This window comes from Gloeocapsopsis sp. IPPAS B-1203, assembly GCF_002749975.1.
Taxonomy (GTDB): domain Bacteria; phylum Cyanobacteriota; class Cyanobacteriia; order Cyanobacteriales; family Chroococcidiopsidaceae; genus Gloeocapsopsis.
Genome location: NZ_PEIG01000010.1, coordinates 20,765 through 44,085 on the forward strand (window position 1 = coordinate 20,765; position 23,321 = coordinate 44,085).

General features: G+C 42.3%; 23 protein-coding genes and 1 pseudogene. 9 read left to right on the forward strand and 15 right to left on the reverse strand.

Annotation, left to right across the window (positions count from 1 at the left end):
* Positions 1-280: 280 nt before the first annotated feature.
* Positions 281-607, reverse strand: coding sequence for a YbjQ family protein (locus CSQ79_RS17560; RefSeq protein ID WP_099702459.1), 327 nt, complete (start codon positions 605-607; stop codon positions 281-283).
* A gap of 203 nt (positions 608-810) precedes the next feature.
* Here CSQ79_RS17560 and CSQ79_RS17565 point away from each other — a divergent pair, with 203 nt between their 5' ends.
* Positions 811-1,755 (forward strand): tetratricopeptide repeat protein, encoded by a 945-nt coding sequence (locus CSQ79_RS17565; RefSeq protein WP_099702460.1) that lies wholly within the window; start codon positions 811-813, stop codon positions 1,753-1,755.
* Positions 1,756-1,894: 139 nt separating this feature from the next.
* On the opposite strand, the gene CSQ79_RS17570 is transcribed toward CSQ79_RS17565, so the two are convergent.
* Positions 1,895-2,755: an ABC transporter ATP-binding protein gene (locus tag CSQ79_RS17570; protein ID WP_099702461.1), complete on the reverse strand. Its 861-nt coding sequence runs from the start codon at positions 2,753-2,755 to the stop codon at positions 1,895-1,897.
* A gap of 285 nt (positions 2,756-3,040) precedes the next feature.
* Between CSQ79_RS17570 and CSQ79_RS17575 the strand changes: the two genes are divergently transcribed.
* Positions 3,041-3,487 (forward strand): hypothetical protein, encoded by a 447-nt coding sequence (locus CSQ79_RS17575; protein WP_099702462.1) that lies wholly within the window; start codon positions 3,041-3,043, stop codon positions 3,485-3,487.
* A gap of 136 nt (positions 3,488-3,623) precedes the next feature.
* On the forward strand, positions 3,624-3,986 hold the full coding sequence (locus tag CSQ79_RS27105) for a hypothetical protein (RefSeq protein WP_143755471.1): 363 nt from the start codon (positions 3,624-3,626) through the stop codon (positions 3,984-3,986).
* Here the strand turns inward: CSQ79_RS27105 and CSQ79_RS17580 are convergent.
* From CSQ79_RS17580 to CSQ79_RS17595, 4 genes are all read right to left on the reverse strand, one after another.
* Positions 3,964-5,709 carry an NAD+ synthase gene (locus tag CSQ79_RS17580; protein WP_099702463.1) on the reverse strand — a complete coding sequence of 582 codons (1,746 nt, stop codon included), beginning with the start codon at positions 5,707-5,709 and terminating at the stop codon, positions 3,964-3,966. The genes CSQ79_RS27105 and CSQ79_RS17580 overlap by 23 nt on opposite strands.
* Positions 5,710-5,791: 82 nt before the next feature.
* Positions 5,792-6,529 carry an NUDIX hydrolase gene (locus CSQ79_RS17585; RefSeq protein ID WP_099702464.1) on the reverse strand — a complete coding sequence of 246 codons (738 nt, stop codon included), beginning with the start codon at positions 6,527-6,529 and terminating at the stop codon, positions 5,792-5,794.
* Complete coding sequence (locus CSQ79_RS17590; RefSeq protein WP_099702465.1) at positions 6,493-7,092, reverse strand: nicotinate-nucleotide adenylyltransferase; 600 nt, start codon at positions 7,090-7,092, stop codon at positions 6,493-6,495. The genes CSQ79_RS17585 and CSQ79_RS17590 overlap by 37 nt, the downstream gene beginning before the upstream one ends.
* Positions 7,093-7,155: 63 nt before the next feature.
* The gene (locus CSQ79_RS17595; protein ID WP_099702466.1) at positions 7,156-8,568 is read right to left on the reverse strand and encodes a nicotinate phosphoribosyltransferase; all 1,413 of its coding nucleotides are present in this window, start codon (positions 8,566-8,568) and stop codon (positions 7,156-7,158) included.
* Between the two features lie 451 nt (positions 8,569-9,019).
* Between CSQ79_RS17595 and CSQ79_RS28000 the strand changes: the two genes are divergently transcribed.
* The 3 genes from CSQ79_RS28000 (at position 9,020) to CSQ79_RS17605 (ending at position 10,714) form a co-directional block, all read left to right on the forward strand.
* Positions 9,020-9,172, forward strand: coding sequence for a hypothetical protein (locus tag CSQ79_RS28000; RefSeq protein WP_289501264.1), 153 nt, complete (start codon positions 9,020-9,022; stop codon positions 9,170-9,172).
* Between the two features lie 246 nt (positions 9,173-9,418).
* Positions 9,419-10,006, forward strand: coding sequence for a DUF1802 family protein (locus CSQ79_RS17600; protein ID WP_099702467.1), 588 nt, complete (start codon positions 9,419-9,421; stop codon positions 10,004-10,006).
* A 450-nt stretch (positions 10,007-10,456) separates the two neighbouring features.
* Complete coding sequence (locus tag CSQ79_RS17605) at positions 10,457-10,714, forward strand: hypothetical protein (RefSeq protein ID WP_099702468.1); 258 nt, start codon at positions 10,457-10,459, stop codon at positions 10,712-10,714.
* 7 nt (positions 10,715-10,721) lie between these two features.
* Here CSQ79_RS17605 and ggt read toward each other — a convergent pair whose 3' ends face one another.
* The 3 genes from ggt to CSQ79_RS17620 form a co-directional block, all read right to left on the reverse strand.
* On the reverse strand, positions 10,722-12,449 hold the full coding sequence (gene ggt / locus CSQ79_RS17610) for a gamma-glutamyltransferase (protein ID WP_099702469.1): 1,728 nt from the start codon (positions 12,447-12,449) through the stop codon (positions 10,722-10,724).
* Between the two features lie 56 nt (positions 12,450-12,505).
* Positions 12,506-13,342, reverse strand: coding sequence for an aminotransferase class IV (locus CSQ79_RS17615; RefSeq protein WP_099702470.1), 837 nt, complete (start codon positions 13,340-13,342; stop codon positions 12,506-12,508).
* A 211-nt stretch (positions 13,343-13,553) separates the two neighbouring features.
* The gene (locus CSQ79_RS17620) at positions 13,554-14,471 is read right to left on the reverse strand and encodes a glycine betaine ABC transporter substrate-binding protein (RefSeq protein WP_099702471.1); all 918 of its coding nucleotides are present in this window, start codon (positions 14,469-14,471) and stop codon (positions 13,554-13,556) included.
* An 81-nt stretch (positions 14,472-14,552) separates the two neighbouring features.
* On the opposite strand from CSQ79_RS17620, the pseudogene CSQ79_RS17625 reads away from it, so the two are divergent.
* Positions 14,553-15,252 (forward strand): annotated as a pseudogene (locus tag CSQ79_RS17625) (Uma2 family endonuclease).
* Between the two features lie 74 nt (positions 15,253-15,326).
* On the opposite strand, the gene CSQ79_RS17630 reads toward CSQ79_RS17625, so the two are convergent.
* On the reverse strand, positions 15,327-15,989 hold the full coding sequence (locus CSQ79_RS17630) for an ABC transporter permease (RefSeq protein ID WP_099702472.1): 663 nt from the start codon (positions 15,987-15,989) through the stop codon (positions 15,327-15,329).
* On the reverse strand, positions 15,980-16,789 hold the full coding sequence (locus CSQ79_RS17635) for an ATP-binding cassette domain-containing protein (protein ID WP_099702473.1): 810 nt from the start codon (positions 16,787-16,789) through the stop codon (positions 15,980-15,982). The genes CSQ79_RS17630 and CSQ79_RS17635 overlap by 10 nt, the downstream gene beginning before the upstream one ends.
* Before the next feature lie 250 nt (positions 16,790-17,039).
* Between CSQ79_RS17635 and CSQ79_RS17640 the strand changes: the two genes are divergently transcribed.
* Both CSQ79_RS17640 and CSQ79_RS17645 read left to right on the forward strand, forming a co-directional pair.
* Positions 17,040-18,539 (forward strand): DEAD/DEAH box helicase, encoded by a 1,500-nt coding sequence (locus CSQ79_RS17640; protein WP_099702474.1) that lies wholly within the window; start codon positions 17,040-17,042, stop codon positions 18,537-18,539.
* Between the two features lie 118 nt (positions 18,540-18,657).
* On the forward strand, positions 18,658-19,869 hold the full coding sequence (locus CSQ79_RS17645) for a DUF790 family protein (RefSeq protein ID WP_099702475.1): 1,212 nt from the start codon (positions 18,658-18,660) through the stop codon (positions 19,867-19,869).
* A 105-nt stretch (positions 19,870-19,974) separates the two neighbouring features.
* On the opposite strand, the gene CSQ79_RS17650 is transcribed toward CSQ79_RS17645, so the two are convergent.
* The 4 genes from CSQ79_RS17650 to CSQ79_RS17665 all read right to left on the reverse strand — a co-directional run bounded on the left by CSQ79_RS17650 (position 19,975) and on the right by CSQ79_RS17665 (position 23,184).
* A complete protein-coding gene (locus CSQ79_RS17650) occupies positions 19,975-22,029 on the reverse strand; it encodes a ribonuclease catalytic domain-containing protein (RefSeq protein WP_099702476.1) in 2,055 nt (684 codons plus the stop codon).
* Positions 22,030-22,190: 161 nt separating this feature from the next.
* Positions 22,191-22,406 (reverse strand): 30S ribosomal protein S18, encoded by a 216-nt coding sequence (rpsR, locus tag CSQ79_RS17655; protein ID WP_099702477.1) that lies wholly within the window; start codon positions 22,404-22,406, stop codon positions 22,191-22,193.
* Positions 22,407-22,408: 2 nt separating this feature from the next.
* Positions 22,409-22,603 (reverse strand): 50S ribosomal protein L33, encoded by a 195-nt coding sequence (gene rpmG, locus CSQ79_RS17660; RefSeq protein ID WP_099702478.1) that lies wholly within the window; start codon positions 22,601-22,603, stop codon positions 22,409-22,411.
* A gap of 41 nt (positions 22,604-22,644) precedes the next feature.
* Positions 22,645-23,184, reverse strand: a complete 540-nt coding sequence (locus CSQ79_RS17665) for an RDD family protein (protein WP_099702621.1) — start codon at positions 23,182-23,184, stop codon at positions 22,645-22,647.
* Between the last annotated feature and the right edge of the window lie 137 nt (positions 23,185-23,321).

The following is a 23,321-nucleotide window of genomic DNA, read 5'->3' on the forward strand; positions in this document are numbered from 1 at the left end:
TAAATTGGAATTTCACTTTAACTATCTATCAGTAGAAATAATTACGAAATCTGCCTTTAGGAATAAACTAAACTTATCTAATTATGAATGTTAAGTTATTGAATAAAAATTTATTTTTTTTATTAATTTGTAACTGGTTTATTTAAGATACTAAAACTCAATAAATAATAAAGATTGTCAGTGTTTATAAGTTTGATTAGCTTCTTAAATAAGAAGTGAAAAAGCCAAATCTCAATATATCTTGATTTCTAGCTTGGCTCAACCTAATTTTCAATGGTATTTAAAGAAGCTTAACAGCAGTTCCCGTTGCTGTGATGAGCAATAAAGCCCCTGATTGATCGATGTTAATTGTGCCAGTATCTATCTCAATGCCAACGATTCCATTTGCACCTAGTTTAAGTGCGCGTTTCTCTAATTCCTGAAGTGCATCTCGCTGACCCCGCTCGAACAAACGTTCGTAACTGCCAGTTCGCCCGCCGATGACATCTCGAATTCCAGCAAAAAAATCACGTAGTGCATTACTACCGTAAACAACTTCAGCAGTCACAATGCCTAAGTAAGCTTCAATCGTAGAGCCTTGGATAACATCTGTAGTCGTTAAAAGCATAGGGCAACCTAGAAAAACAAAATTTGCTTGAGATAAAGTAACCTTTTCTGAAGAAGCGTAAAAGCTAAATTGAGCAGAGAGGAGCTAAAAGCAGCGAACTAGAAAGTCAGAAAAAAAGTTTCCAAATCTAGGGTTTCCTGGTTTAATGTAGAGCATTAGTAGAACCTTGGCAAAAATCGCAGAAGTATAGCAGAAAATTAGTCGTGCAAAAGCAAAGTTTATTAGCTATCAGTATCTTGCTGCTAGGAGGAATTGGTGTTATTGTACCGCCAACTGCTGAGGCTCAGGTAGTAGCAGCACAAAATAAAGGCGCGGTACCAAGTAGTCCTTACCACAGAAGTCAGCAACTGCAAAAATTGCTGCAAGAAGGACGTAGATTGATGGATGCAGGAAAATCAGCCGCAGCGATCGCTCGCTATCAACAGGCAGCGAAGTTATCACCGAAAAATGCGCGTATTTTTTCGACAATTGGCTTTTTGTACGCCCGTCTAGGAAACTTTGCAGCAGCAACAACAGCATATCGGCAAGCTATTGACGCAGCGCCAACCCATGCAGACTTTCACTACGCTCTTGGTTATACGCTAGCAAGGACGGGACAATATGCAGAGGCTGCCAGTGCGTATAGGAGAACAACAGAGCTAGACCAGAATAATATTAATGCTTACCTTGGTTTGGGTGTAGTGCTATTGCGCCAAAGGAATTATAAAGGTGCAGAGTGGGCAGCACAGCAAGCGATCAACCGCGATCCAAATAATGCGAGTGCTTATGAATTAATGGGTGCAATTCAACTGCAACAAGATCAGTTTCGCGATGCGATCGCTACCTTGCAAAGATCAGCGACAATTGACCCTAACAACGCTAACGTTTTAGTCAATCTAGCTACCGCTTGGGCGACTCAGGGCAATATCACTGCAGCGTTAATGACTTTGAGACAAGCTATTCAAATAGACCCACAAAATGTCAAAGCATTACTTCAAATGGGGGACATTCTCAGAGTTCAAAACGATGTTCAAGGTGCAATAAACGCATACAAACGTGCTTTGGCATTGCAGCCAGATTTAGCAGAAGCCCAAAAAGCAATGAATGATATGCTGCTCAATCAACCAGGTAGCAATCATCTAAATCGTCCTCTGCCGTCACGGCTTTGAGAGGGGGCTAGTAGGAGTGTGCGAGTATGGGAGTGTGGAAGAGATTTGATCGCTTTACTACTGTTCTCTCTTACCCAACTACCTGCCTACTCTACTATCCAATTACCCTCTGCACAAGAAGTCTCCCTCAACTGTATAACTAATCGAGTTGGCGTCCGGTGAGTTCGACAAAAATATCCTCAAGGTTTGAGGGACGTACCATAATGCCAGTTTTATCTTTTTGCTGGTCAAGGTAGGCGTTGGCTTGTTCTAGGGTGGGGAAAAATTGATATTCCCAGCGCCCTGCGTCCTTCGTATCTGTTTGTTTGATCGCTAATCCTTCTCCGTGTTTGGCACGTAACTGTTGTAGCGTTCCTAGGGAAATCAGTTTGCCATTATCCATAATGCCGATGCGATCGCATAAGTACTCGACTTCTTCCATGTAGTGCGTTGTCAGTAACATTGTCATTCCCTGCTTATTTAAATCAAGAATGATTTCCCACAAACGTCGCCGAGTTTGCGGATCGAGTCCTACTGTTGGTTCATCTAAAAATAAAATTTGGGGTTGATGTAACAATGCCCTAGCAATTTGTAAGCGGCGCTTCATACCACCAGACAATGTTTTCACAAGAGCATCTCGTCGATCTGCAAGTTCTACGTACTCCAGCCATTGGCTCATGAGTCGCTGACGCTGAGGATTATCAATGTGATGTAGTCTGCCATGCAACTCCATATTTTCCCACACAGATAAATCGCCATCAACACTCGTTTGTTGCAAAACTACTCCAATGCACTGCTTTACTTGCAGTGATTGACGCATGACATTAAACCCTGCGACTTCAATCCGCCCTTGAGATGGTTTCGTTAAAGTTGTCAGCATCCGAATTGTTGTTGATTTACCGGCGCCGTTTGGTCCTAGCAAACCAAACATTTCTCCAGGTTGAATTGTAAAAGAGAGGTCATTAACAACAGGAATGTTGTTGTAAAGCTTATGAACGTTTTGCAGCAAGACAGCAGACATCAATATTTACGTTAGTTCATTAAATCTATTCATACTTAAATTATCACCTAGGTTTCGCTACGCGCTGGTTGCAAGAGCATCACTAGTGTGCAACGGTAGTTACACAACCCGACTAGCAAAACGAACATCAATTCGCTGGTAGTCGCAGCATTCTTTTGATGAAAAGAGAATATAGTAACGAAGGAAATAAATTTAGTCTGAAATTTTCTATTTCGTGCTGAAGCAGTCTGAGATAATAATTTTGTCTGAAGTATAAAATTTAATTCTACCAAGGTAGGTAAATATATGCGATCGCAAGCTTGGGCACAGTTGTTGTGCCTTGCTGGAACTGCGTTATTGCTTAACTCATTCGTACCTGTAATTGCCCAGACTCTACCTGCACGCACTTATCAACCTGGATACTGGCAACCACGAGCGCGGGTCAATCCAAAAATGCCTGTGACAGTTATTTTAGAAAATCAAACTGAGATGCCGCTCAAGTATAACTTTTTAGATGATCGTGCCGAAGCGGATTTGATTGTTGGCGACCAAGTTCAGCTCAACAAAGCTATTTTACCAATGAACATAGCAGTTTACGATCCCTCACCAAAGGCAGGAGCAGGAGATGAAGTTAATCTTACTTATGCTGTTTCTGTCAGAAATAATATAGTAACAGTCCTTGTTCAGCCAACTAAAGAAGAAGGATATCGTGTTGTTAACATTAGCAGAACAGGAGCTGTTTATCTTTATTAAGATATAACTGGTTTGCCAATCATCAATGACTTAGTGCTAATCGCTTGAATATTGAGATCTATGTGAAGTTCATCGCTTTGGTGGAGGAGTATTTCTAATCTTGATATATTAGGAGATAGATAGCCAAGAAAGGGTCATGCTACTCATTTGTAGAGTCATCGCTACCTTAGGAATTATTGCCCTAGTTAGTGGAATATCCTGTCCTGTCCAAGGTATGCCCTTGCAAGCAAATACTTCAATACTCATAGCACAACAGTCTTACAATAATAGTGCTGGGTATCGCGGTAGAGTTTACACATCAGATTTTGGTCGCCTGCATGGATTGCCGCGATCGCGCAGATTCTATCGACAGCGTGTCAATACTGCTTACCGTGCCGATCCTTTTTATCATTTGTATACTGGTAGTTTCCACCGTCGCCGTATCCATAATAACCGCTATCCCGTGCGTAGAAGAATTGGCGGCTTTAGACCAGGCATTAGGCTGAGGTTTGTGAGGTAAGGCTAGTTTGCTCAAGAGTATTCGTTGGGCAGTTACTTGTGGATACCCATTTGTTAGCAATTGGCATTCGCCAGCCTGTACCAAAGGCGCGATCGGTAACTTTTAGCCCTGGTGGTGCTTGACGGCGCTTAAATTCAGCCCGTACCACCATTTTAATGACGCGATCTACTATTGTTGGATCGTGACCTGCCTGTGTAATTTGACTAGCAGATTCATGATTGCAAATAAAGCGCTCTAAAATATCATCAAGTACATCATATGATGGTAAAGAATCTTGATCGACTTGACCAGGTTTTAATTCGGCGCTAGGGGCTTTAGTGAGAATATTTCCTGGAATAATTTCTAAGTCTTGATTTAACCAACGACACAAAGAATAAACGCGGGTTTTAGGAACATCAGCAATAACGGCTAAGCCACCATTCATATCACCATACAGGGTGCAATAGCCGACGGCCATTTCTGATTTATTTCCTGTAGATAGTAGTAGATGTCCAAATTTATTGGAAATCGCCATTAACAAATTACCGCGAATCCTCGACTGAATATTTTCTTCAGCAAGTCCAAACTCCGTATCAGCAAACAAAGATGCTAAAGTTCTGTCATATCCTTGCATTAACTCTTCAATAGGTATGATTTGTGTTTGGATTCCTAAATTTGCGGCAAGTTGCAACGCATCTTTAATTGAATGTTCAGAACTATAGGGCGAAGGCATCAATACGCCTAAGACATTTTCTTTACCAAGGGCTGCTGTGGCGATCGCAGCTACTAATGCAGAATCAACACCCCCACTTAAACCAATGACAACTTTAGAAAAGCCACACTTACGGGTATAATCTTTTACGCCCAACACTAGAGCTTGCCAGATTTGGGCATCATTATTTTCTGGCATCGAGGCAATTATACTAGGTTGTAAGTCTTGCTTTTCTTCATCAAATTCAACAAAAAGTAACTCTGGCTCAAACGCAGCGGCGCGGCATACCATCTCACCATTACGGTTAAATCCGACACTACAACCATCAAAAATCAAGTCATCATTAGCAGCAATTTGGTTGGCGTACAGAATTGGGCAACGATAACGGCTAGCAGCATGACTCAGCATAGCCTCGCGTAGTTGTTGTTTAGCGACACTGTAAGGAGAAGCTGATAAATTCACAATTAAGTCAACGCCTGCCTCAATTAAGTCAGTAATTGGACTGACTGCATAGTGACGTTTTCCCCAAAACTCTTCATCATTCCACAAATCTTCGCAGATGGTAACACCGATTTTGAGGGATGAGGGGCGAGAAGTGAGGGGTGAGGGATTAATCGTAAAAAATTTAGTTTCTTGCCCAGGTTCAAAGTAGCGATTTTCGTCGAAGACATCGTAGGTGGGAAGAAGGCGTTTGTGAAAATGCTGAATTCCTTGGTGAAGTAAAGCAACGCTGTTGAATAAAGGTTTACCACCAGAAATCTGTGCTTGGGCGTTAGGTTCAACGCAACCAACTAAGACTGCTAGCTGGGGTGGTAAGTCGTGTGCGAGTTGTTGTAGGGTTGAGGCGATCGCTGTCATAAAACTCGGATCGAGTAATAAATCTCTAGGTGGGTAGCCACATAGGGAAAGTTCAGGTGTTAATAATAAGTCTGCACCTTGCGCTGCTGCATCTTGGGCAGCTGTGAGAATTTTTCGCGCATTACCTGCTAAATCACCAACAGTAGGATTAATTTGAGCGATCGCAATTTTCATACTAAGTAGTTAGTGGCTAGTGACTAGTAAATGAAGATAAAGGAAGTAACAGTTGTGTTGGAGTCGTTAGTTCTGCTAATCGCTAAATAAATACTAAAGGTTTATCTTTAAAGGGAGCAAAGGCGGTAGCATTAAAGCGGTATAAACTTGCGGGACGTCCTGCACCGCGTGAGACTTTCAACCCTGTATCGCACAAAAAGCCTAGTTTCAAAAGTCGGGCACGAAAATTTGAATAATCAGAGAATTCACCTAATACTGTGGTATAAAATTGATATAGATCGTTGAGTGTAAAAACTTCTGGTAAGACATCAAACGCGACAGGGCTGTATTCCAATTTATTTTTGAGTCGGCGATGTCCGTAAGCTAAAATTTCATTATGATCAAATGCTAGTTGTGGAACTTGTTTCACTGGATACCAAGCGATTCCACTCACTCCATCGGCAATCAGTTCCGCATCTTCATAGCGCACTAACGCAAAGTAACTTACTGAAAGATAGCGTACTTTATCTGTTTCCTCACGAGGATCGCGGTAGGGTCCGCCAAAGGTGTACAGTTGCTCCAAGTATAAATTTTTGACTCGAATTTTCTCTGCTAAAATACGATACGCTGCATCCTCTAGCGATTCGCCTTGGCGTACCAAGGTTCCAGGTAAACACCATTGACCTAAAAAAGGTTGTTGCTGTCGCATCACTAGTAGGACTAAAAGCCGATTTTGGGCAGTGTCAACGGAAAAGATCGCGTTGTCTACCCCAACCTTAAAATCTGCTAAAGGCTGTGGTTTAACTACATCGGCAATTTTTCTTTGGCTGCGTGTTGGCATTCGTACAAATGCTGTTGATGAATATATGCTTCTACAGGAGGTGTTAACGCTTCGGCATCTCCACTTTCACGATACGCTGTTGAGGAAACATCAGGTGCAGTTAGATTGGCGATCGCCACCTCCGCGCCCAACTGTCTTAGCGGTTGCAAGTCACTGTCTTCTACTTCATATCCTGGTCGCGGTACGACTAATAACTGAACTTGTTGCAACAATTCTTCAATGGCGTACCATTGTTGTAACTGATCGATCAAATCAGAACCAATAACAAGTGTAAAGACTGTGTTCTTACCCCAGTGTTGTTTTGCTTTATAGACTGTCTCTAGCGTGCGATGACTACTCAATTCTTGATGTAAGCCGATATTAGAGCGAGGAGGATTAATATCCTCAATCAGCAACCGCAGCATGGCAGCGCGATGTTCTAGAGGTGAACCGTGAGATTTAAAGGGATTATCTGCTGCCCATACTGCCACCCAATCGTAGCATTGTGATAACCAGCTAATAATTGCTTGATGTCCGGCGGTAGGAGGATCAGCACTTGTACCAAATAACGCAATTTTGAGCATTTTTAAAGTTTAGATTTACTATTGGCGATCGAACCTGCGTTAACTCTGAACCGAAGGTCTGTGTTAGCGTTCCCTGAACCCTGAACCCTGAACCCTGCTATAAGCAGTTACGGTTGTCTCAGCTAGCCGAGTTTTCTCAGTCAATTGCTGCAAGGCGGGAGATATTTCTACAGGAAAAGGTGTCGGATGATCAAGTTGCTTGACAAAATCAGGTAAACTGGCAACTGATTTAGCGGTGCGATCGCGAATTTGTGTGATTGACTCTGGCAGATGAATTCGTTTGCCTTGCTGCATGACTAGTTGCAATAATGGCTGTGCATCGGTTTCTGAAACTAAGCCTAAACAGTCTTTGATTGCTTGATTACCCTCAAAACTCCGAAAAACTTGTTTGCGTCCAGGATACGTTGCTTTACCACTCGATTGTTTCATAACGGGGATGCCGGCAATTTCGACAATTTTGTAGACTCCATTGACAGGTGTACCTGTCACTAAGCGCGTTCCCAAACCATAGCCATCAATTTCTGCACCACTCGCTTTTAGTCTGGCAATCTCCCATTCATCAAGATCGCCGCTAGCAAAAATACTGACTTCGGGTAAAAGCGATCGCACTTGTTGCGACAACGTGACTAAATCTCCCGAATCTAAGCGCACTCCCGCAAGTTGCATTTCTCCTGCTTGAACTTTTTTGGACAAACGTTCGGCAGCTGCTACTGTATCGTATGTGTCAATCAACAAGGGGGCGCCTGGAAAATAGCGATGAAAGGCTGTAAAAGCTTGATCTTCTGTGCCTTCGATTGCAGCGATCGCCATTACTAAAGAATGCGCCATTGTCCCACTCGGTTGACTACCAAGCTGCAGCGCAGCTAACACATTTGAGGTAGAATCTAATCCAGCAGCTAGCGCTGCCCGTGCTGCCCATAATGAAGATTGCGGACTAAAAGCCCGTCGCGTCCCAAATTCCAAAAGTGTTGCAGACGATCCGGCAATATCTCGCAGTCGTGCTGCCCGTGTTGCAACTAGTGTTTGAAAATTAAGTGTGTTAAGTAGATAGGTTTCCACTAGCTGTGCTTGCCATAGCGGCGCTTCGACTCGCAAAAGTGGTTCATTCGCAAAAACGGCGGTTCCTTCGGGTACTGCCCAAACATCTCCGGTAAAATGTCCTGATTTTAGCAGCGTCCAAAAGCTTTCTGGTGCGTTATTAAAAATTTTGGTTGCTTTTAAAGCGGATATCTGCGCTGCACTAAAGTGTAAATTTTCGAGATACTCTAATGCTTGAGCTAATCCCATTGCAATCAAGTAACCGAAATCATCAGGTAAGCGGCGGGTAAACAGTTCAAAACTTGCCCATTTTTGCTCTAGCCCTTCACCTGTATAGCAAGCTGCCATTGTCAACTGATAAAGATCTGTCAGCAGACTGTAATCTTCTGCAGTTAACGTCAGTTCCTGAGTTGGTACGCAATCCAGGGAGGGTGTCATTGCACAGCAATTGTGTAGTTTGTTTAATTATAGTGCAATTCACCAAAATGTTGTCAAGCTAAGCTGTAATTGTTTGCCAGATACCGGACTTTTAGCTTAAAGCTCGGCAATCTTTACATAAAGTACTCACTTAATTTACATTCGTTTGTAGTCAAATTTACTATATTTTTCCCTCTAAGTAAGTCAATTTATTGGTTAGTAAGTAGCTCAAGTTGCCTAACCCACACCTAATATTTCATATAGAATTGAGTTGGTACACATGACTCAACAAAGAAAGTTTAACTTCTGATCCCTAACCTCTAACTCCCAATAAAGTATTGCAAACATAAAAGAATAAGCATTACAAATCCGTGCAAAGAATTAAGCAAGTATCATAATTGAAGCAGAAGGGAATTAAACTACACATATCAAAAACTGACTTCCTCATAATCATCATTAGGAGAATGATCCTATGAGTATTTATCGCACGATCGACAGCATAGCTCGCTATATTTCTGAAGCTGTCACGCGAATTTTTGGACCAAGCGATGATGCTTATCCAGCGACAGGAGTTCAACCGTTTACCGGAGAACCTTTTAAACCTCAACGTAATGCTGAGTGGTAAGTAGTATTCATTTTTCGTCATTAAACTAACTGTAATTTAGTAACAAAGTAGGTGGGGATAATATTTGCTCTCCACCTCTTTTTTTCTGGCAAGAGATCGTGTGAATTTTGCGATCGCTGACATCCAAAACTGTACTGACATAAATTAACTAAAATAATATTCAGTCATAATTTGCCAGGAAACGCACTTTGCAGATCTTCGGTTCAGAAACTATCCCTGACCCCCGACCCCTTCTACTGAATACATATGCAATTAAATACTTCCCATGCACTCAAAGAATGGGCTGTAGCAGTTGAAGCGCTAGAGCAAGCTAAAACGATCGTGCTGCTACGCAAAGGTGGTATTCACGAACAAGGTGGGCACTTTCGGGTTGCTTACGGTCGTGTTTTGCTGTATCCCACCTACGAACATCAGCAACCTGCGCTGTTAAAACCAGAATATGCTCAGGCTGTAACTCCGGTACCTTCTGGTTGGCATCCTGAAACTGTGCGTATTGGTAGTTGGGCAGAAATTACTGATATTGTGCCTGTTAACCAACCGTCAGCAGTAGAAGCATTGTTGCCATTTCATATCTGGAATGAAAAGTTTATTAGCGATCGCCTGAAATGGAAATCGCGCCAGCCATTATACATATTGCTGCTACGAACCTACATCCTTCCTCAAGTGCATATTCCCTACAGTGCAGAATATGGGGGTTGTAAGTCTTGGATTGACATAGTACAAACAATTTTTCTAGAAAACTCGCAAGCTGTTCTATCTGATGAAACTTACTCTCACAAAGTGGCAGAAATTCGCCAAACCGTAAATCATGTTTTGCAAGAGGCTAGTTGCTAGTGATGAGTGGAAGAGTAGGAGCGTTGTAGAGTAGGCGAGTGGGAGTGTGGGTAATAAAGTTTTGAATTATGAGTTATGAGTTATGAGAAGACCTTGATGGCATTCTTAACTCAACACTCAACACTCAACATTCATAACTCTCTTAATCTTCCCGCCTACCCTCTCTCTGCCCTCTACTTTCGATATTGTAAAACCTTACTACAGGGCGATCCCCAGTACTCGAGCTAGATGTTAAACGTGAACTCTTACTCTAGACAGATATACAAAACTTAAAGGAAAAAGTATCTTGACTGCAAGACGTTAATATTGACAAACGTCAATTAGTATGCTTAAACATTTATAAGCTTGAGGCTACATAATTCTTTAAAGTTGTCAGCCTGGGTACAAGCTTTTGCTAAATGGAAATTAGCACATTGCGTTTAATGCCGTTATTTGAGACAAGGAGTGCCTATGCCTCGACAATTGTGCTGGCTATCGAAATCCGGTACAGATGGCGAGAAAGTCTTGTATTTGCAAGCTACCCCAAATGAACCATGGAAACCTTACACGCATTTTCCGCAGTATGCGGTACCCGATTACCAGATTCCTGGAGGTTCTAAAGGTTGGGCAACTTACCAAAAACTCATTAAGCAAGGTTGGGTTTTAGTGCCTAGCGCCCGCGCTACAGAATTTGGAAAGATTGCGGTAGAAGCAGAAATGTCGAAATAAGGCGATTTCAAAATCCCCTAGGCAAACCTTCTCCACGGGGATCGGCAGCACCTTCTAGCGTATTATCAGGAGTCACGACGATCGCGTTTGCATTACCCCAGGTAGAGCGTTCCTCGATTTTATGTCCCCGACGACATAATTCAGCGATCGTGGCATAGTCTAAACCAAAAGGTTCTATCCGTAACTCATCGGGCAACCATTGGTGATGAATTCGAGGTGCAGCCACTGCAGAGCCAGTATCCATGCCGTATTCTAGGGCATTGAGGATTATTTGCAACACTGTCGTGATAATTGTGCTACCGCCAGGTGCGCCGACTGCCATGCGCAAGCGATTATTTTCTGTAACTATAGTAGGTGTCATACTCGATAGAGGAGTTTTACGCGGTGCGATCGCATTGGCATCTCCACCGACAAGCCCATAAGCGTTGGGAACTCCTGGTGCAGCAGCAAAGTCGTCCATTTCGTCGTTGAGCAGAATTCCTGTTCCTGGCGTGACAACACCAGAGCCAAAACCGTAGTTGATTGTAAAGGTGAGGCTGACAGCATTACGCTGCGGATCAATGACTGTTAAATGACTTGTTTCGGATGATTCCTTACCTTTGATGTAGCGTAGTAGCGTTTGTCTGTCTACGGGTTTGACTTCGCTTGAACGTCGTACAGTATCCATACGGATTTCCTGACGTCTTTGAGTAGCATAGTCACGACTAGTAAGTTGCGCCACAGGAACTTTCACAAAATCAGGATCGCCAAGATATTCGGAACGATCTGCATAGGCAATTCGCATGGCTTCTACCATCAGATGCAGGGCATCAGGGTTACGCCATCCTAGCGATCGCAAGTTAGTATTACCGATGATGTTCAAAATTTGTAATAAGTGTACGCCTCCAGAAGATGGCGGTGGCATTGAACATATGCGATAGTTACGAAAGTCGCCACAAACAGGAGTACGCCAAATCGGTCGATAGGTTCTAAGATCTTCGAGGGAGATCAAACCACCATTTCTTGCCATGTCGGAGGCGATCGCCCGCGCAATATTTCCGGTATAAAAACTTTGGGGATTCTTGGCAATTGATTGTAAAGTTGCTGCTAAATCTCGCTGAATTAATCTCTCGCCTGGCTGGTACATTCTGCGATCGCGTGTAAAAATTTGTCGTGCTGCGGGATTTGCTAAAATTGCTTCCTGACGACTTTCAGCAGCGCTAGTATACCTTTGCGATACCACAAAGCCATCACGAGCATAGCGAATGGCTGGTGCAATTAATGTCGCCCACGGTAACTTTCCATACTGGCGATGCACTTGATACATTCCTGCCACAGTACCAGGAACTGCGACTGATAAATAGCCATCAATACTAGCATTGGGGCGCACTTTGCCTTGCGCATCTAAATACATATTCCGCGTTGCTTTTAAGGGTGCGCGTTCGCGAAAATCTAAAGCTTTGCTTTCTTTCCCTGGTTGGTGGAGTAAAAGAAAACCACCCCCTCCGATACCCGCTGAAAATGGTTCAACAACAGAGATCGCAAACGTTGTTGCAACTGCGGCATCGACTGCATTACCTCCTTTGCGTAATATTTCTACTCCTGCTTCGCTAGCTAGAGGATGTGCAGAAACAACCATTGCTTGTTTGGTGCGGAGTGGTTGAACATAAGCAGAGGTTGCAGGTTTGGCAGGAGTAATAAAGTATAGAAAAATGGTGACAAGCGTTAGTGGCTTGTACTTGGAGGCTATAGGCATTAGTGGTGATCGGTAATTGGTAACTGGTAATTGTACTGACTTTTCTCACCGATTACCTATGACCAATTACCAAATCTCGTATAGTTGCGAAATAAATGTATAAGGCGTTGGGTGTTTTTTCCTGGCTTACCGCTTGAGATTTGGAGATCGTCGATTTGCGTCACTGGCATAATCTCTTTGTTTGTGGCTGTGATGAAAGCTTCGTCACAACTGTTTAACTCACTATAGTAAATTGGCTGTTCGACGATCTCAAATTCGTTTTTTGCAAGTTCTAAAACAACTTCTCTGGTAATACCTTGGAGAATGTTTTCTTTTGGAGTAATGAGTTTATTATTGCGAAATATGAATAAATTTGTTGTTGTTCCTTCTAGAACGTGTTGCTGATTTATATAGAGTGCTTCAATCGCTTTAGCTTGTTTTGCTTGTTGTAATGCCATAATTGCAGAGATATAGTTGAGGCTCTTAGCGCCTGGGATAAATCGCTCAGTTTGGACTGTGATTACTTTGACTCCTTGTGTGTAATATGTTTCAGGATATTCCGTTACAGCAGTCACAATGACTATCAAGCTGGGTTCACCGGAAGGAGTAATAAAATCAGTTGAAATACCACCTGTAGCAATGATACGAATGTTGGCGTCAGGTAATTGATTGCGGTTGAATGTCTCTTGAGCGATCGCTTCAATCTCTAACGTTGACCAAGGTAAGTTTAACTCAATTAACTCTGCCGATTTTTGCAGCCTTTGTACGTGTTCGCGAAGTTTGAAAGGAACTCCATTGTATGTGCGTAAAAAGTCAAAGACGCCGTATCCTCGAACAATTCCTAAATCGTTAATTGGTAAACAAGCTTCGTCAGCAGCAATATATTTCCCATTGATGTAATAAATATGTGTCATCTCTCTAGCTGTTAGCAGTTAGAAACGATCTTATTGAAGATTAAGATATTTAGAAAAAAATTTGGTAGTATACATTTGCTGTAATTTGTTGTATTATTTTAATATGGTCTTCTTCATAATGGAAATATAACCAGGAATAAAATTTTTGCACAGATTTCCATTATGATATAAATTGTATCAGTTGCCACTCTAAATTTCAACTACCTTTTGCCTACTTTTTCACATTTTTTGCTGGAATTTTAGCTTGTAAAAACTCGCGCACGACTTCTTGAATATCGCGTAATTCCCCTTCAACTTGATAATTCAAACTGCGCATTTCATCTTCAGTAATTAACCCACCAAGTTGTTGAATAGCAGGTAGTAGCTGAGGATATTTTTGCAAAGTTGCTTGGCGAATAATGGGTGCAGCTTCATAAGGGGGAAAATAGCTTTTATCGTCTTCTAGAATTGCTAAATCCAAACGGGCAATTTGTCCATCAGTAGAGTTACCAGCAACCAGATCAACTTGCTGATCAACTAAGGCACGATACATTAAGCCTAAATCCATCACTCGGGGCGATCGCGCAAACTCTAAATCATAGGTTTGAGCGAGTCCTGGAAATCCATCTTCGCGTTGAATAAATTCGTAACCAAAGCCAGCTTGCCATTGTGGAGTGTATTGAGCAGCTTGGGAAATTGTTTGTAAATTATAGGCTCTTGCATCTTCACCGCGCACAATTATAGCAAAGGTATTTTCAAAGCCCAAAGGTGGAGTAACTTCTAGATTAAATTGTTCTGCATACGACGATCGCACTTGTTGATAAACAGCTTGGGGATTGCCAATTGGCTTTTGTTTCAAAATACCAGTAAAAGCAGTGCCAGTGTATTCAATATAAGTATCAATTTGTCCTGCAAGTAAGGCTTGGTGACAGACAAAAGTTCCACCCAAATGTAAGCGGCGATCAACTCTTAATCCGGTTGTGTTTTCGATATGTTGAGCCAACATTTCGCCAAGAATATCTTGCTCAGTGAAATCTTTAGAAGCAACAATAATATCCCCACCGCCGCCCGTTGTTGTGCTGGGGTTACAACTAGCGATCGCCAAAATCAAACTAAAAGTCACAAAGCAAAGAAGAATAAATTTTTTCATGCCTACTGATAGGAAAAATTTCATGAATTAAACTAGAAATAAACTTGATTCGCCTTGCCCGCGCAATTCAGCTTAAGTAATATGGTACAAAGCCGTCAAACGCATTCTCCAACCTATCCTCCTACTGACTTACTAAGTAACGAACCGCCATTAGAAACCTATCGTCATCTTAGACAGCTCATCTTACTCTTAACTTCCTTAGAGCGCTTATGGCAAAATCGGCAAGATTGTTTTTGCTGGAGGTAATTTAAGCATTTACTACAGTATCCGTCAGATAAAATCTGAAGATGTCAAAGGACCAGATTTTTTTGTTGTTTTAAATACTGAACGTAAAGAGCGAAAAAGCTGGACAGTTTGGGAAGAAGAAGGAAAGTATCCTAACTTTATTTTGGAGATTCTTTCTGATACTGCTAAAAATGACCGAGGTTTAGAAAAACAATTGTATCAGGATGTGTTTCGCACGCCAAATTACTTCTGGTTTGACCCCTATACCTTAGAATTTGCGGGTTTTAAACTTAATTACCGCATCTATGAAGCACTCATCCCTAATGAGCAAGGATGGCTATGGAGTGACGAATTACAATTGTATTTGGGCATTATGGGCGAACAATTGCGGTTTTTTACGCCAGAAGGTCAATTAGTTCCGACTCCAGAGGAAGCAGAAGCAGAAGAACGTCAACGAACTGAAATCGAACGTCAAAGAGCTAATGCGGCGGAAGCCAAAGTAGAAGTATTACAGCAAAAGTTGCGTGAATTGGGAGTTGAGATTGAAGAGGAGTGAGTGACTAGTAGCTAGTGGCTAGTGATTAGTAAAAGAAAAGTTTATAGTAGTATTTATCCTCTATACAAGAAACTTTAAAAACTCTCAACACTGGCTTGCGAACCTTTTTTGAGCAAGCGTCGCTCTAATAAACCAATACCCCAGTCGGCTAAAATTGCTAATATTGCTGCTGGTATTGCACCTGCGAGAATGAGTTGATTGTTTACCATAGCAATACCGCGAAAGACAAAGACACCTAAACCGCCAGCACCGATCGCAGCGGCGATTGTTGCAATCCCGATCGCAATCACGGTAGCGACTCGCACTCCTGCTAAAATAAAGCTTAATGCTAAGGGAATTTCTACTTGTAAAAGCAGTTGGCGATCAGTCATACCCATACCACGCCCAGCTTCTCGAATTGCCGGATCAACACTTGTAATTCCAGTGTAAGTATTGCGGATAATTGGCAAAAAAGAGTATAAAGTTAAAGCAATAATTGCCGTTTGCGCTCCAATCCCACCAATAACGGGTACAGAAATTAAAAACCCGAAAAGCGCTAAACTCGGAATTGTCTGCAAGATGTTTGCAATACCAAGAATCGGTTTTCGCCAGCGGATTTGGCGCGTGATTAAAATTCCTAAAGGAATACCAATCAAAGTAGCAACACCAACTGCAATTGCAACAATGAATAAGTGCGTACCAGTTTCTTGCAAAATTTCTGGGGCGTATCGAACAAGGAAAAATTCACTTAAATCCATTTCCCGTTATTGCTATCTCCATCTGAAAATTGTGGCAATGATGCTTCTGAGGATGCGATTCCCCGCAAACATTGCTTAAAAGCGAGTGCTTCAGGTTCTTGCGAACCTAAAAAATCTTCTGGCGTACCCAAGACTACCAACCGCCCAGTATCCATTAAACCAATACGGGATGCTAAGACAAATGCTTCTTGAATATCGTGTGTTACAAAAACAACTGTTTTACCTAATTCTTGTTGTAGGCGGCGAAATTCGCTTTGAATTTCTAAGCGGGTAATCGGATCTAATGCACCAAATGGTTCATCCATTAATAATACTGGAGGATCTGCGGCTAAAGCTCTTGCAACACCAATCCGCTGTCGTTGTCCGCCAGATAATTCATGCGGATAGCGTTTCGCAAATTGTTCTGGTTCTAAACCGACTAAGTTTAATAGTTCAAACACCCGCGTTTTGATTTGTTTAGGTTTCCAGCCTTCTAAAGCAGGAATTAAACCGACATTGCGTTCCACAGTAAAATGAGGAAACAAGCCAGTTTCTTGAATCACATAACCAATTTTGCGGCGTAGTTTAATTTCATCCCACTGATTTGTTGGAATACCATCGAATAGGACTTCACCTTGAGTAGGTGTGAGTAACCGATTAATTAACTTCATCGTCGTTGTTTTACCGCTACCACTACGTCCTAGCAAAATCAGTGCTTCACCTCGACGGATGGAGAAATTGAGATTCGACACGATCGCGCGGTGTTGTGGACTATAACTAACATCACGGAATTCAATAACCGTTTCCTGTTTCTGCAACATGGATAATTTGCACTGACTCGGTTTACGTCATTATGAAATGATTTTGCCCCGAAAAGTGTAATGAGTGCGATCGCTTTGCGAATTATTTTATAGTAGGGGTCAGAGATCAGTTAGAGTCGTGGTTCTGAACCTCTATATATTTTGAACTAATTACTGAGATCGCAGTAAACTAATCCGAGTAGTTTCATTGTGAATTTCCCCAACTTTGTCCATCTCCTAAAATTAGCGGAAATAGATCAGTAATAAGTTGATGGTACGTATTTCTACATTATCTTTTGATCGCGGTACTTTAATTTTGCATCCTCCGCCCAAGGGTAAGGCTTGGGTAGATTACGCTGCTTGGGATGACAGAGTAGAAAAATTCCGCATTAAAGCAATAGATTATCGTCAGCTTGTAGAAGCCTTGCAAAACGAGAACATTAATTTTATTGATGAAGCCAAAGCGTTTATTGCGTTGGAACTTGTCTCAAGTTTGGCAATGGAACCCTATCCTCACCAAACCCAAGCTTTAACTGCATGGAAACAAGCAGGGCGTCAAGGTGTTGTTGTCTTACCTACCGCCGCTGGAAAAACGTATTTAGCTCAACTTGCGATCGCTTCTACTCCTCGTAGTACGCTCATCGTAGTTCCCACTTTAGATTTAATGCATCAGTGGTATGCTCAACTATTAGCAGCGTTTCCAGATGCAGAAGTAGGGTTACTAGGTGGAGGTTCGCGAGATAAATCTCCTTTATTAGTTGCAACGTATGATAGTGCTGCAATTCATGCAGAAGCTTTGGGAAACCGCTATGCACTACTGATTTTTGATGAATGTCATCATTTACCTACTGATTTTAATCGCGCGATCGCGGAATATGCGATCGCACCGTATCGATTAGGATTAACTGCAACCCCTGAACGCAGCGATGGTAAGCACTCAGATTTAAATTACTTAATTGGAACCGAAGTTTATCGCCAAACTGCAGAAGAACTCGCCGGTAAAGCTTTAGCCAAACATGAAGTTGTTCAAATTAAGGTAAAACTGTCGCAACACGAACGCGATCGCTACAACGAATCAATCGAGTTACGCAATGCATTTTTACAGCAAGCAAATATCAAGTTAGGGAACTTAAAAGGTTGGCAATTATTTGTTCAAGCAAGTGCGCGTTCGATAGCAGGACGTAAAGCAATGTTAGCGCACCGTACAGCAAAGGCGATCGCATTAGGTACGGATGGTAAGTTACGGGTATTAAGTAATTTACTTGCACAACATTATCCCGAACGTACGTTAATTTTTACCGCAGACAACGCAACGGTGTATCGCATTTCACAAGAGTTGTTGATTCCGGCGATTACCCATCAAACTCCGATTAAAGAACGTCATGAAATTCTTTTGCGATTTCGCGAAGGCGAGTACCGTGCTTTAGTCGCTTCGCACGTTTTAAATGAAGGTGTTGATGTTCCCGCAGCGAGTGTGGCGATTATTCTTTCGGGTACGGGTTCGGCGCGGGAGTATATTCAACGCTTAGGGCGGGTTTTGCGACGCGGTACAGATAAAGACAAGTTAGCTGTGTTGTATGAAGTGGTAGCGGAGGATACTTCAGAAGAGGGAACTTCAGTGAGAAGAAGAGGCGCGAGAGGCGCGGGGGAAATACAGCAGTTAGAGATTTTGCCTTCTCAAACTACTTACGGTGTGAATCATGTTACACGCAGGGCTGCTGAGTCTCAAGATTTGTATAAAGTTGATATTGATCATCAAGAGGATAGCTAGGAATGATCAGATATCACAACCTTTCTTTGTTAGCTAATTGTAGATAAATATTGTTTGTGCCACCAATTACCAATTACCAGCTACCAACTACCAACTACCAACTTAATTCAAGTTTGAAATGTTACCAACTGATTTATTAACACATCGCTTGAATGGGGAAACGATTGTTCCGAAGCGATTGGCGATTGATGCTAAGAATTTGGAGTTGGCAACAGATTTGATTGCTTGTTTCCAAGAATCCATTGGTAACTCTCAGGGTGAATTAAATGAGCGCTTGCAAGATTTTGAGGGAGATAGCCCTGACTATCGCATTAAGCGCGGTTTGGCGCATCTATTAAAAGGTTTGTGTGAATTTGAAGTGGTTAGTCCACTAGAACCTCAAGTTTTGCGAGAACGAGTTTTTAAAGTTGCAGCGCAAACAGTTCCTAGTCGTTTTAATAGTCAGCAAACACTTACTAATTTAGCTTTACAACTAAGTCAAGAGTTACAACGAGAAGTTATTGCCGAGGAAATTCGAGTAGGATTGTATGCTGATCTTGCTGAAAATAAAATTTTAACTTCGTTTGACGCCCCTACACCAGAAGAATTATTACATCGGTATAACTTGTCTCAAGTACAAGGAATTTTTTATAAAGCAAGTCATCTAATTATTAATGCACATCGCAATGTTCCTGGTCAATATAAGTTGTTATTTCGTTATCTAAAATTATTTCAATTAATGGCTTACATCGAGGGTGACGCAGAGCATGGATTTACAATTACAATTGATGGTCCTACGAGTTTGTTTAGCCCAAGTACTCGATATGGACTGGCGATCGCAAAACTGATTCCTGCACTGTTACACGTGACTAAATGGAGTCTCAGCGCCACACTACAATTTCGTGATTTTTATACAAATAATTGGAAAACTGGTCGTTTTAATCTTGATTCCGAATGCGGTTTAGTTTCGCACTATCCAACAGGTAAAACCTACGATAGTATGCTTGAAGCCTCATTCGTCGATCGCTGGGAATCATTGAAAACAAATTGGGTTTTAGAACGCGAAGTCGATTTAATTCCAATTCCTGGTAGTGTAATGATTCCTGACTTTCGATTAGTGCATCCTGATGGCAGAATATTCTTATTAGAAATTGTCGGCTATTGGCGACCAGAATATTTACAAAAGAAGTTTTCTCAAGTGCGTAGAGCAAATTGTGATAATTTGATATTAGCAATTTCTGAACGATTGAATTTAGAAAAAGCTGGCGTGAAACTTAACGATTGTCCTGCAAAACTTGTGTGGTTCAAAGATAAGTTACAACCTAAATCTGTGTTAGCAGTCATAGAATAATTTGGCAATTGAAATTAATATGTGAATAATAGTAATTAGTAACGTGCTAAGGCACCGCTACGCTAACAAAACTTAGAATTCAAAACTTATTTAATTGTAATAGCCTTAAGTAGCTGCTTGCTGCGCTTGCGAATAAGTTACTTCCTGGAACTGCAACACGTCTTGACGCGGATCGACGTAGCTAACTTTAACTGATACCTGATCGCCCAAACCAACACCGCGTTTGAAAACCATAGGTAACTGCAATCCCAAGTCCTCAATCAAAATCAGTGCTAATCGGCTATCTTCTCGCAGCCACATCAACACCAAAGCTTGCCAAACTTGATTAGGATGACGGCGTAAATATTCTAAGCCCCAATAGCGGTTAGTTTGACGTTCTACCAATGTCGCTTCTTGAGTCACTGTCGTCACACTCAACATGACTTCTTGGATCTGTTCTCCAGAAAATGGAGGCGTTTCGCCACGTAAGTGGGCTTTTAATTGAAAATGAGTGAGTAAGTCTGTATAGCGGCGAATCGGTGAAGTTGCTTGTGTATAAGTTGATAAACCTAAGCCTGCATGACGTGTAGGTGTAGTACTCATTTCACTTTTAGGCATACAGCGGCGCATCGCACAAGCGCGAGCAAATCCTGCGGGTAGTTGAATTAACTCTTCTTCTGAAGGTAATTCTGGTTGAGGCTGACCGCGAAATGGTAAAGCAATTTTATGAACTTGACCGTAATGACCAGCAACTTCTCCTGCTAAAATCATCATTTCTGCAACTAAATGACGCGACAGCGAATCATTTAAAACTTTGATCGTAATCTCGTCATCTTGAACTTTAATAATTGCTTCTGGCAAGTTGATGCTAACTGCTCCTTGCGACTGTCGCCACATTTGACGACGGCGGGCTAAAGCAGCGATCGCTGTAATTTCTGGTTCGCCTTCTAAACTCAATTCCAACATTTCGTCTACATCTTCGTACGTTAGACGGTAGGTAGGTTTAATTGAACTTGCATGAATACTATACTCTCGTACAGCTCCTGAATCGTCTAAAACAACACCGAAACTCAAAGCACAACAAACTCTCCCCTGTAGCAAACTCATTGGTCCTGTTGCCAATGCAGAAGGGAACATGGGAATCATTCCTGTTGGTAAATAAACTGTCGTCCCTCGTTTTCGGGCATCTAAATCAAGCTCATCTTCTGGAACTAACCACCGTGTAGGATCGGCGATATGAATCCACAGCCTTTGACGTCCATCGGCGAGTAATTCCCAACTGACACCATCATCAATTTCGCTCGTACTTTGATCGTCAATTGTGTAAACTTTAAGATGAGTCAGATCCAGGCGACGATCTGGGTCAGGTGGTGGAGAATCCATGCGCTGTTGAGCCACTTCTAACACCTTAGTAGGGAACTGAACCGAAATTTGGCTGCGCCGCAAAAACAAATTTTCATGAACGCTCCAAACACCCAAATCAACGAGCAACTCAAAAGCCGCTTGTGGTGTGGCAGAACGTCCCAAAGTATTCATTGTTTCTACGACGGAAACTGGTGGAGAATAAGTACGCGCTAGCGAGTCTGGAGTTAAACCCGAACGCACACATTCTGCTAGTAGTGTCGCATACTTTTCTATAGCTTCGATTCGCTGGCGATCTTGGCGACTCCATTCGACTGTCTCACCATGAATCGCTTGAGAAACTCGTGTTAGAAAATCCTGTTGTTCGCGTTGTCGATTTGCTTCGACTTCGATTTGATGTTTTCGTTCTGCAACTTGCGCCGCACTCCGTGGCTCGTAGGTGTTTCCTTTTTGCTTAAAGTACAGTTTATCTTCTGAGAGTAAGCAGTGAGCAGCATAGCATTGTGACGGGTTCTGCTCTGAAAATAACAACATTGCCATTTGTGCTGGATCAACGGTTTCGCCGCTTTCGACCAATAGTTCCCAAGCAACTTCTAAGCTTGAAGGGTCAAGGTATGTTTGTACTTCCTCCAAAAAATGCGGAATTTCTGATGGTTTGCAAGTTTGTTCAGATTCATAAGTAATTTGTCGCGGAGCTAGACTGTGCGCTAGACCGCGCTCATCGATTGCGATCCAGCGTGATTTGCCATCAGGACGATCAACAACACCAAGTCGGCGATCGCCCTGCACTCTAAATTCGACTAGCTTTCCCTTTTCCACAACAAGCGCACTCAGCAGTTAAGTTAATGTTCTATGAAGTTTCTCAAGCAGGGTTGAGGGCAAGTCATCAAAAAACAACCGCATTTCTTGACGCTGGTTGCTACAGGTTGCGGACACATATGCACCGCACTAGCTCCTCGCTCCTCGCTCCTCGCCCCTCTCTACCCTTCTTGATTAATAAACGGCAGCATAGCCAAAATCCGCGCTCGTTTAATCGCCACTGTGAGATCGCGTTGTTGCTTGGCGGTTAGTCCTGTAATTCGCCGAGGAAGAATTTTGCCTCGCTCGGTGACAAACTTGCGCAGCAATTCGATATCTTTGTAATCTATGGGATCTTGCGGTTTAATTGGTGACAGACGACGACGAAAATAGCTCATTGTTACTTAATTTCCTTATGAACAGTGTGGCGGTTGCAGTGAGGGCAAAACTTCTTTAGTTCTAATCTTGCAGTTGTGTTACGCCGATTTTTCATTGTGGTGTAACGGGAAACTCCAGGCGATCGCTTATCTGGATTAGTGCGACATTCAGTACATTCTAGTGTCACAGTGATCCGGACACCTTTACTTTTAGCCATATTGCTACTTACTCAAGTTTAAACAAATTAAACACAATCTATTATTTTACGACACGCTGGCGAACTTGGGCAAGAAAACGGCTCACTTTAATATCAAGTGAGTATCCTCGTAATGAACTAGCAATAATCGTCCGAGCAATCAAGTCGTGTCCTGCTTGATGTCGGGTACTATCTGCTAACGCAATGCCACAGTCAAGTGCTAAAGGCACTAGCAACAATATACTACCTGCATTCATCAAGAAATTGCTCAAGGCGATCGCTGCTAGCATGGTACACGAACCAGCAATGCTTTCGCGCTTCACCAAGGTGAGTAAATCTGGGACTGTGCCCGCCTCCACATCCAGTAATTTCATGTCCAAAGTCCAGCGACCAAAGCTTTGTCCCTGATTTCGATATACGAGCAATACTCGCATACCATACCAAGCTAATAAAAATACAAAAACCTGCGCCCACGAAAACCTAGGGCGTCCACCCAACAAAGAACTGAGTAGCCAAACTCCCAAAAAATCTATTCCAAAAGCTACAGCGCGTCTTCCCATTTGCACCCGAGGAAAGCGGGTATAGTCTGGCGAAGTATTCATAGCAAAAAATAGTAATTGGCTACTTTCATATCCTATGCTGATAGCTACCACATTGGTGACATTTAACTAGATCTTTTGCATGAATGCTGAGAGAATAAGTTCGCTACTAGATAAACTCTTTCGATCTCGGTGGTCTT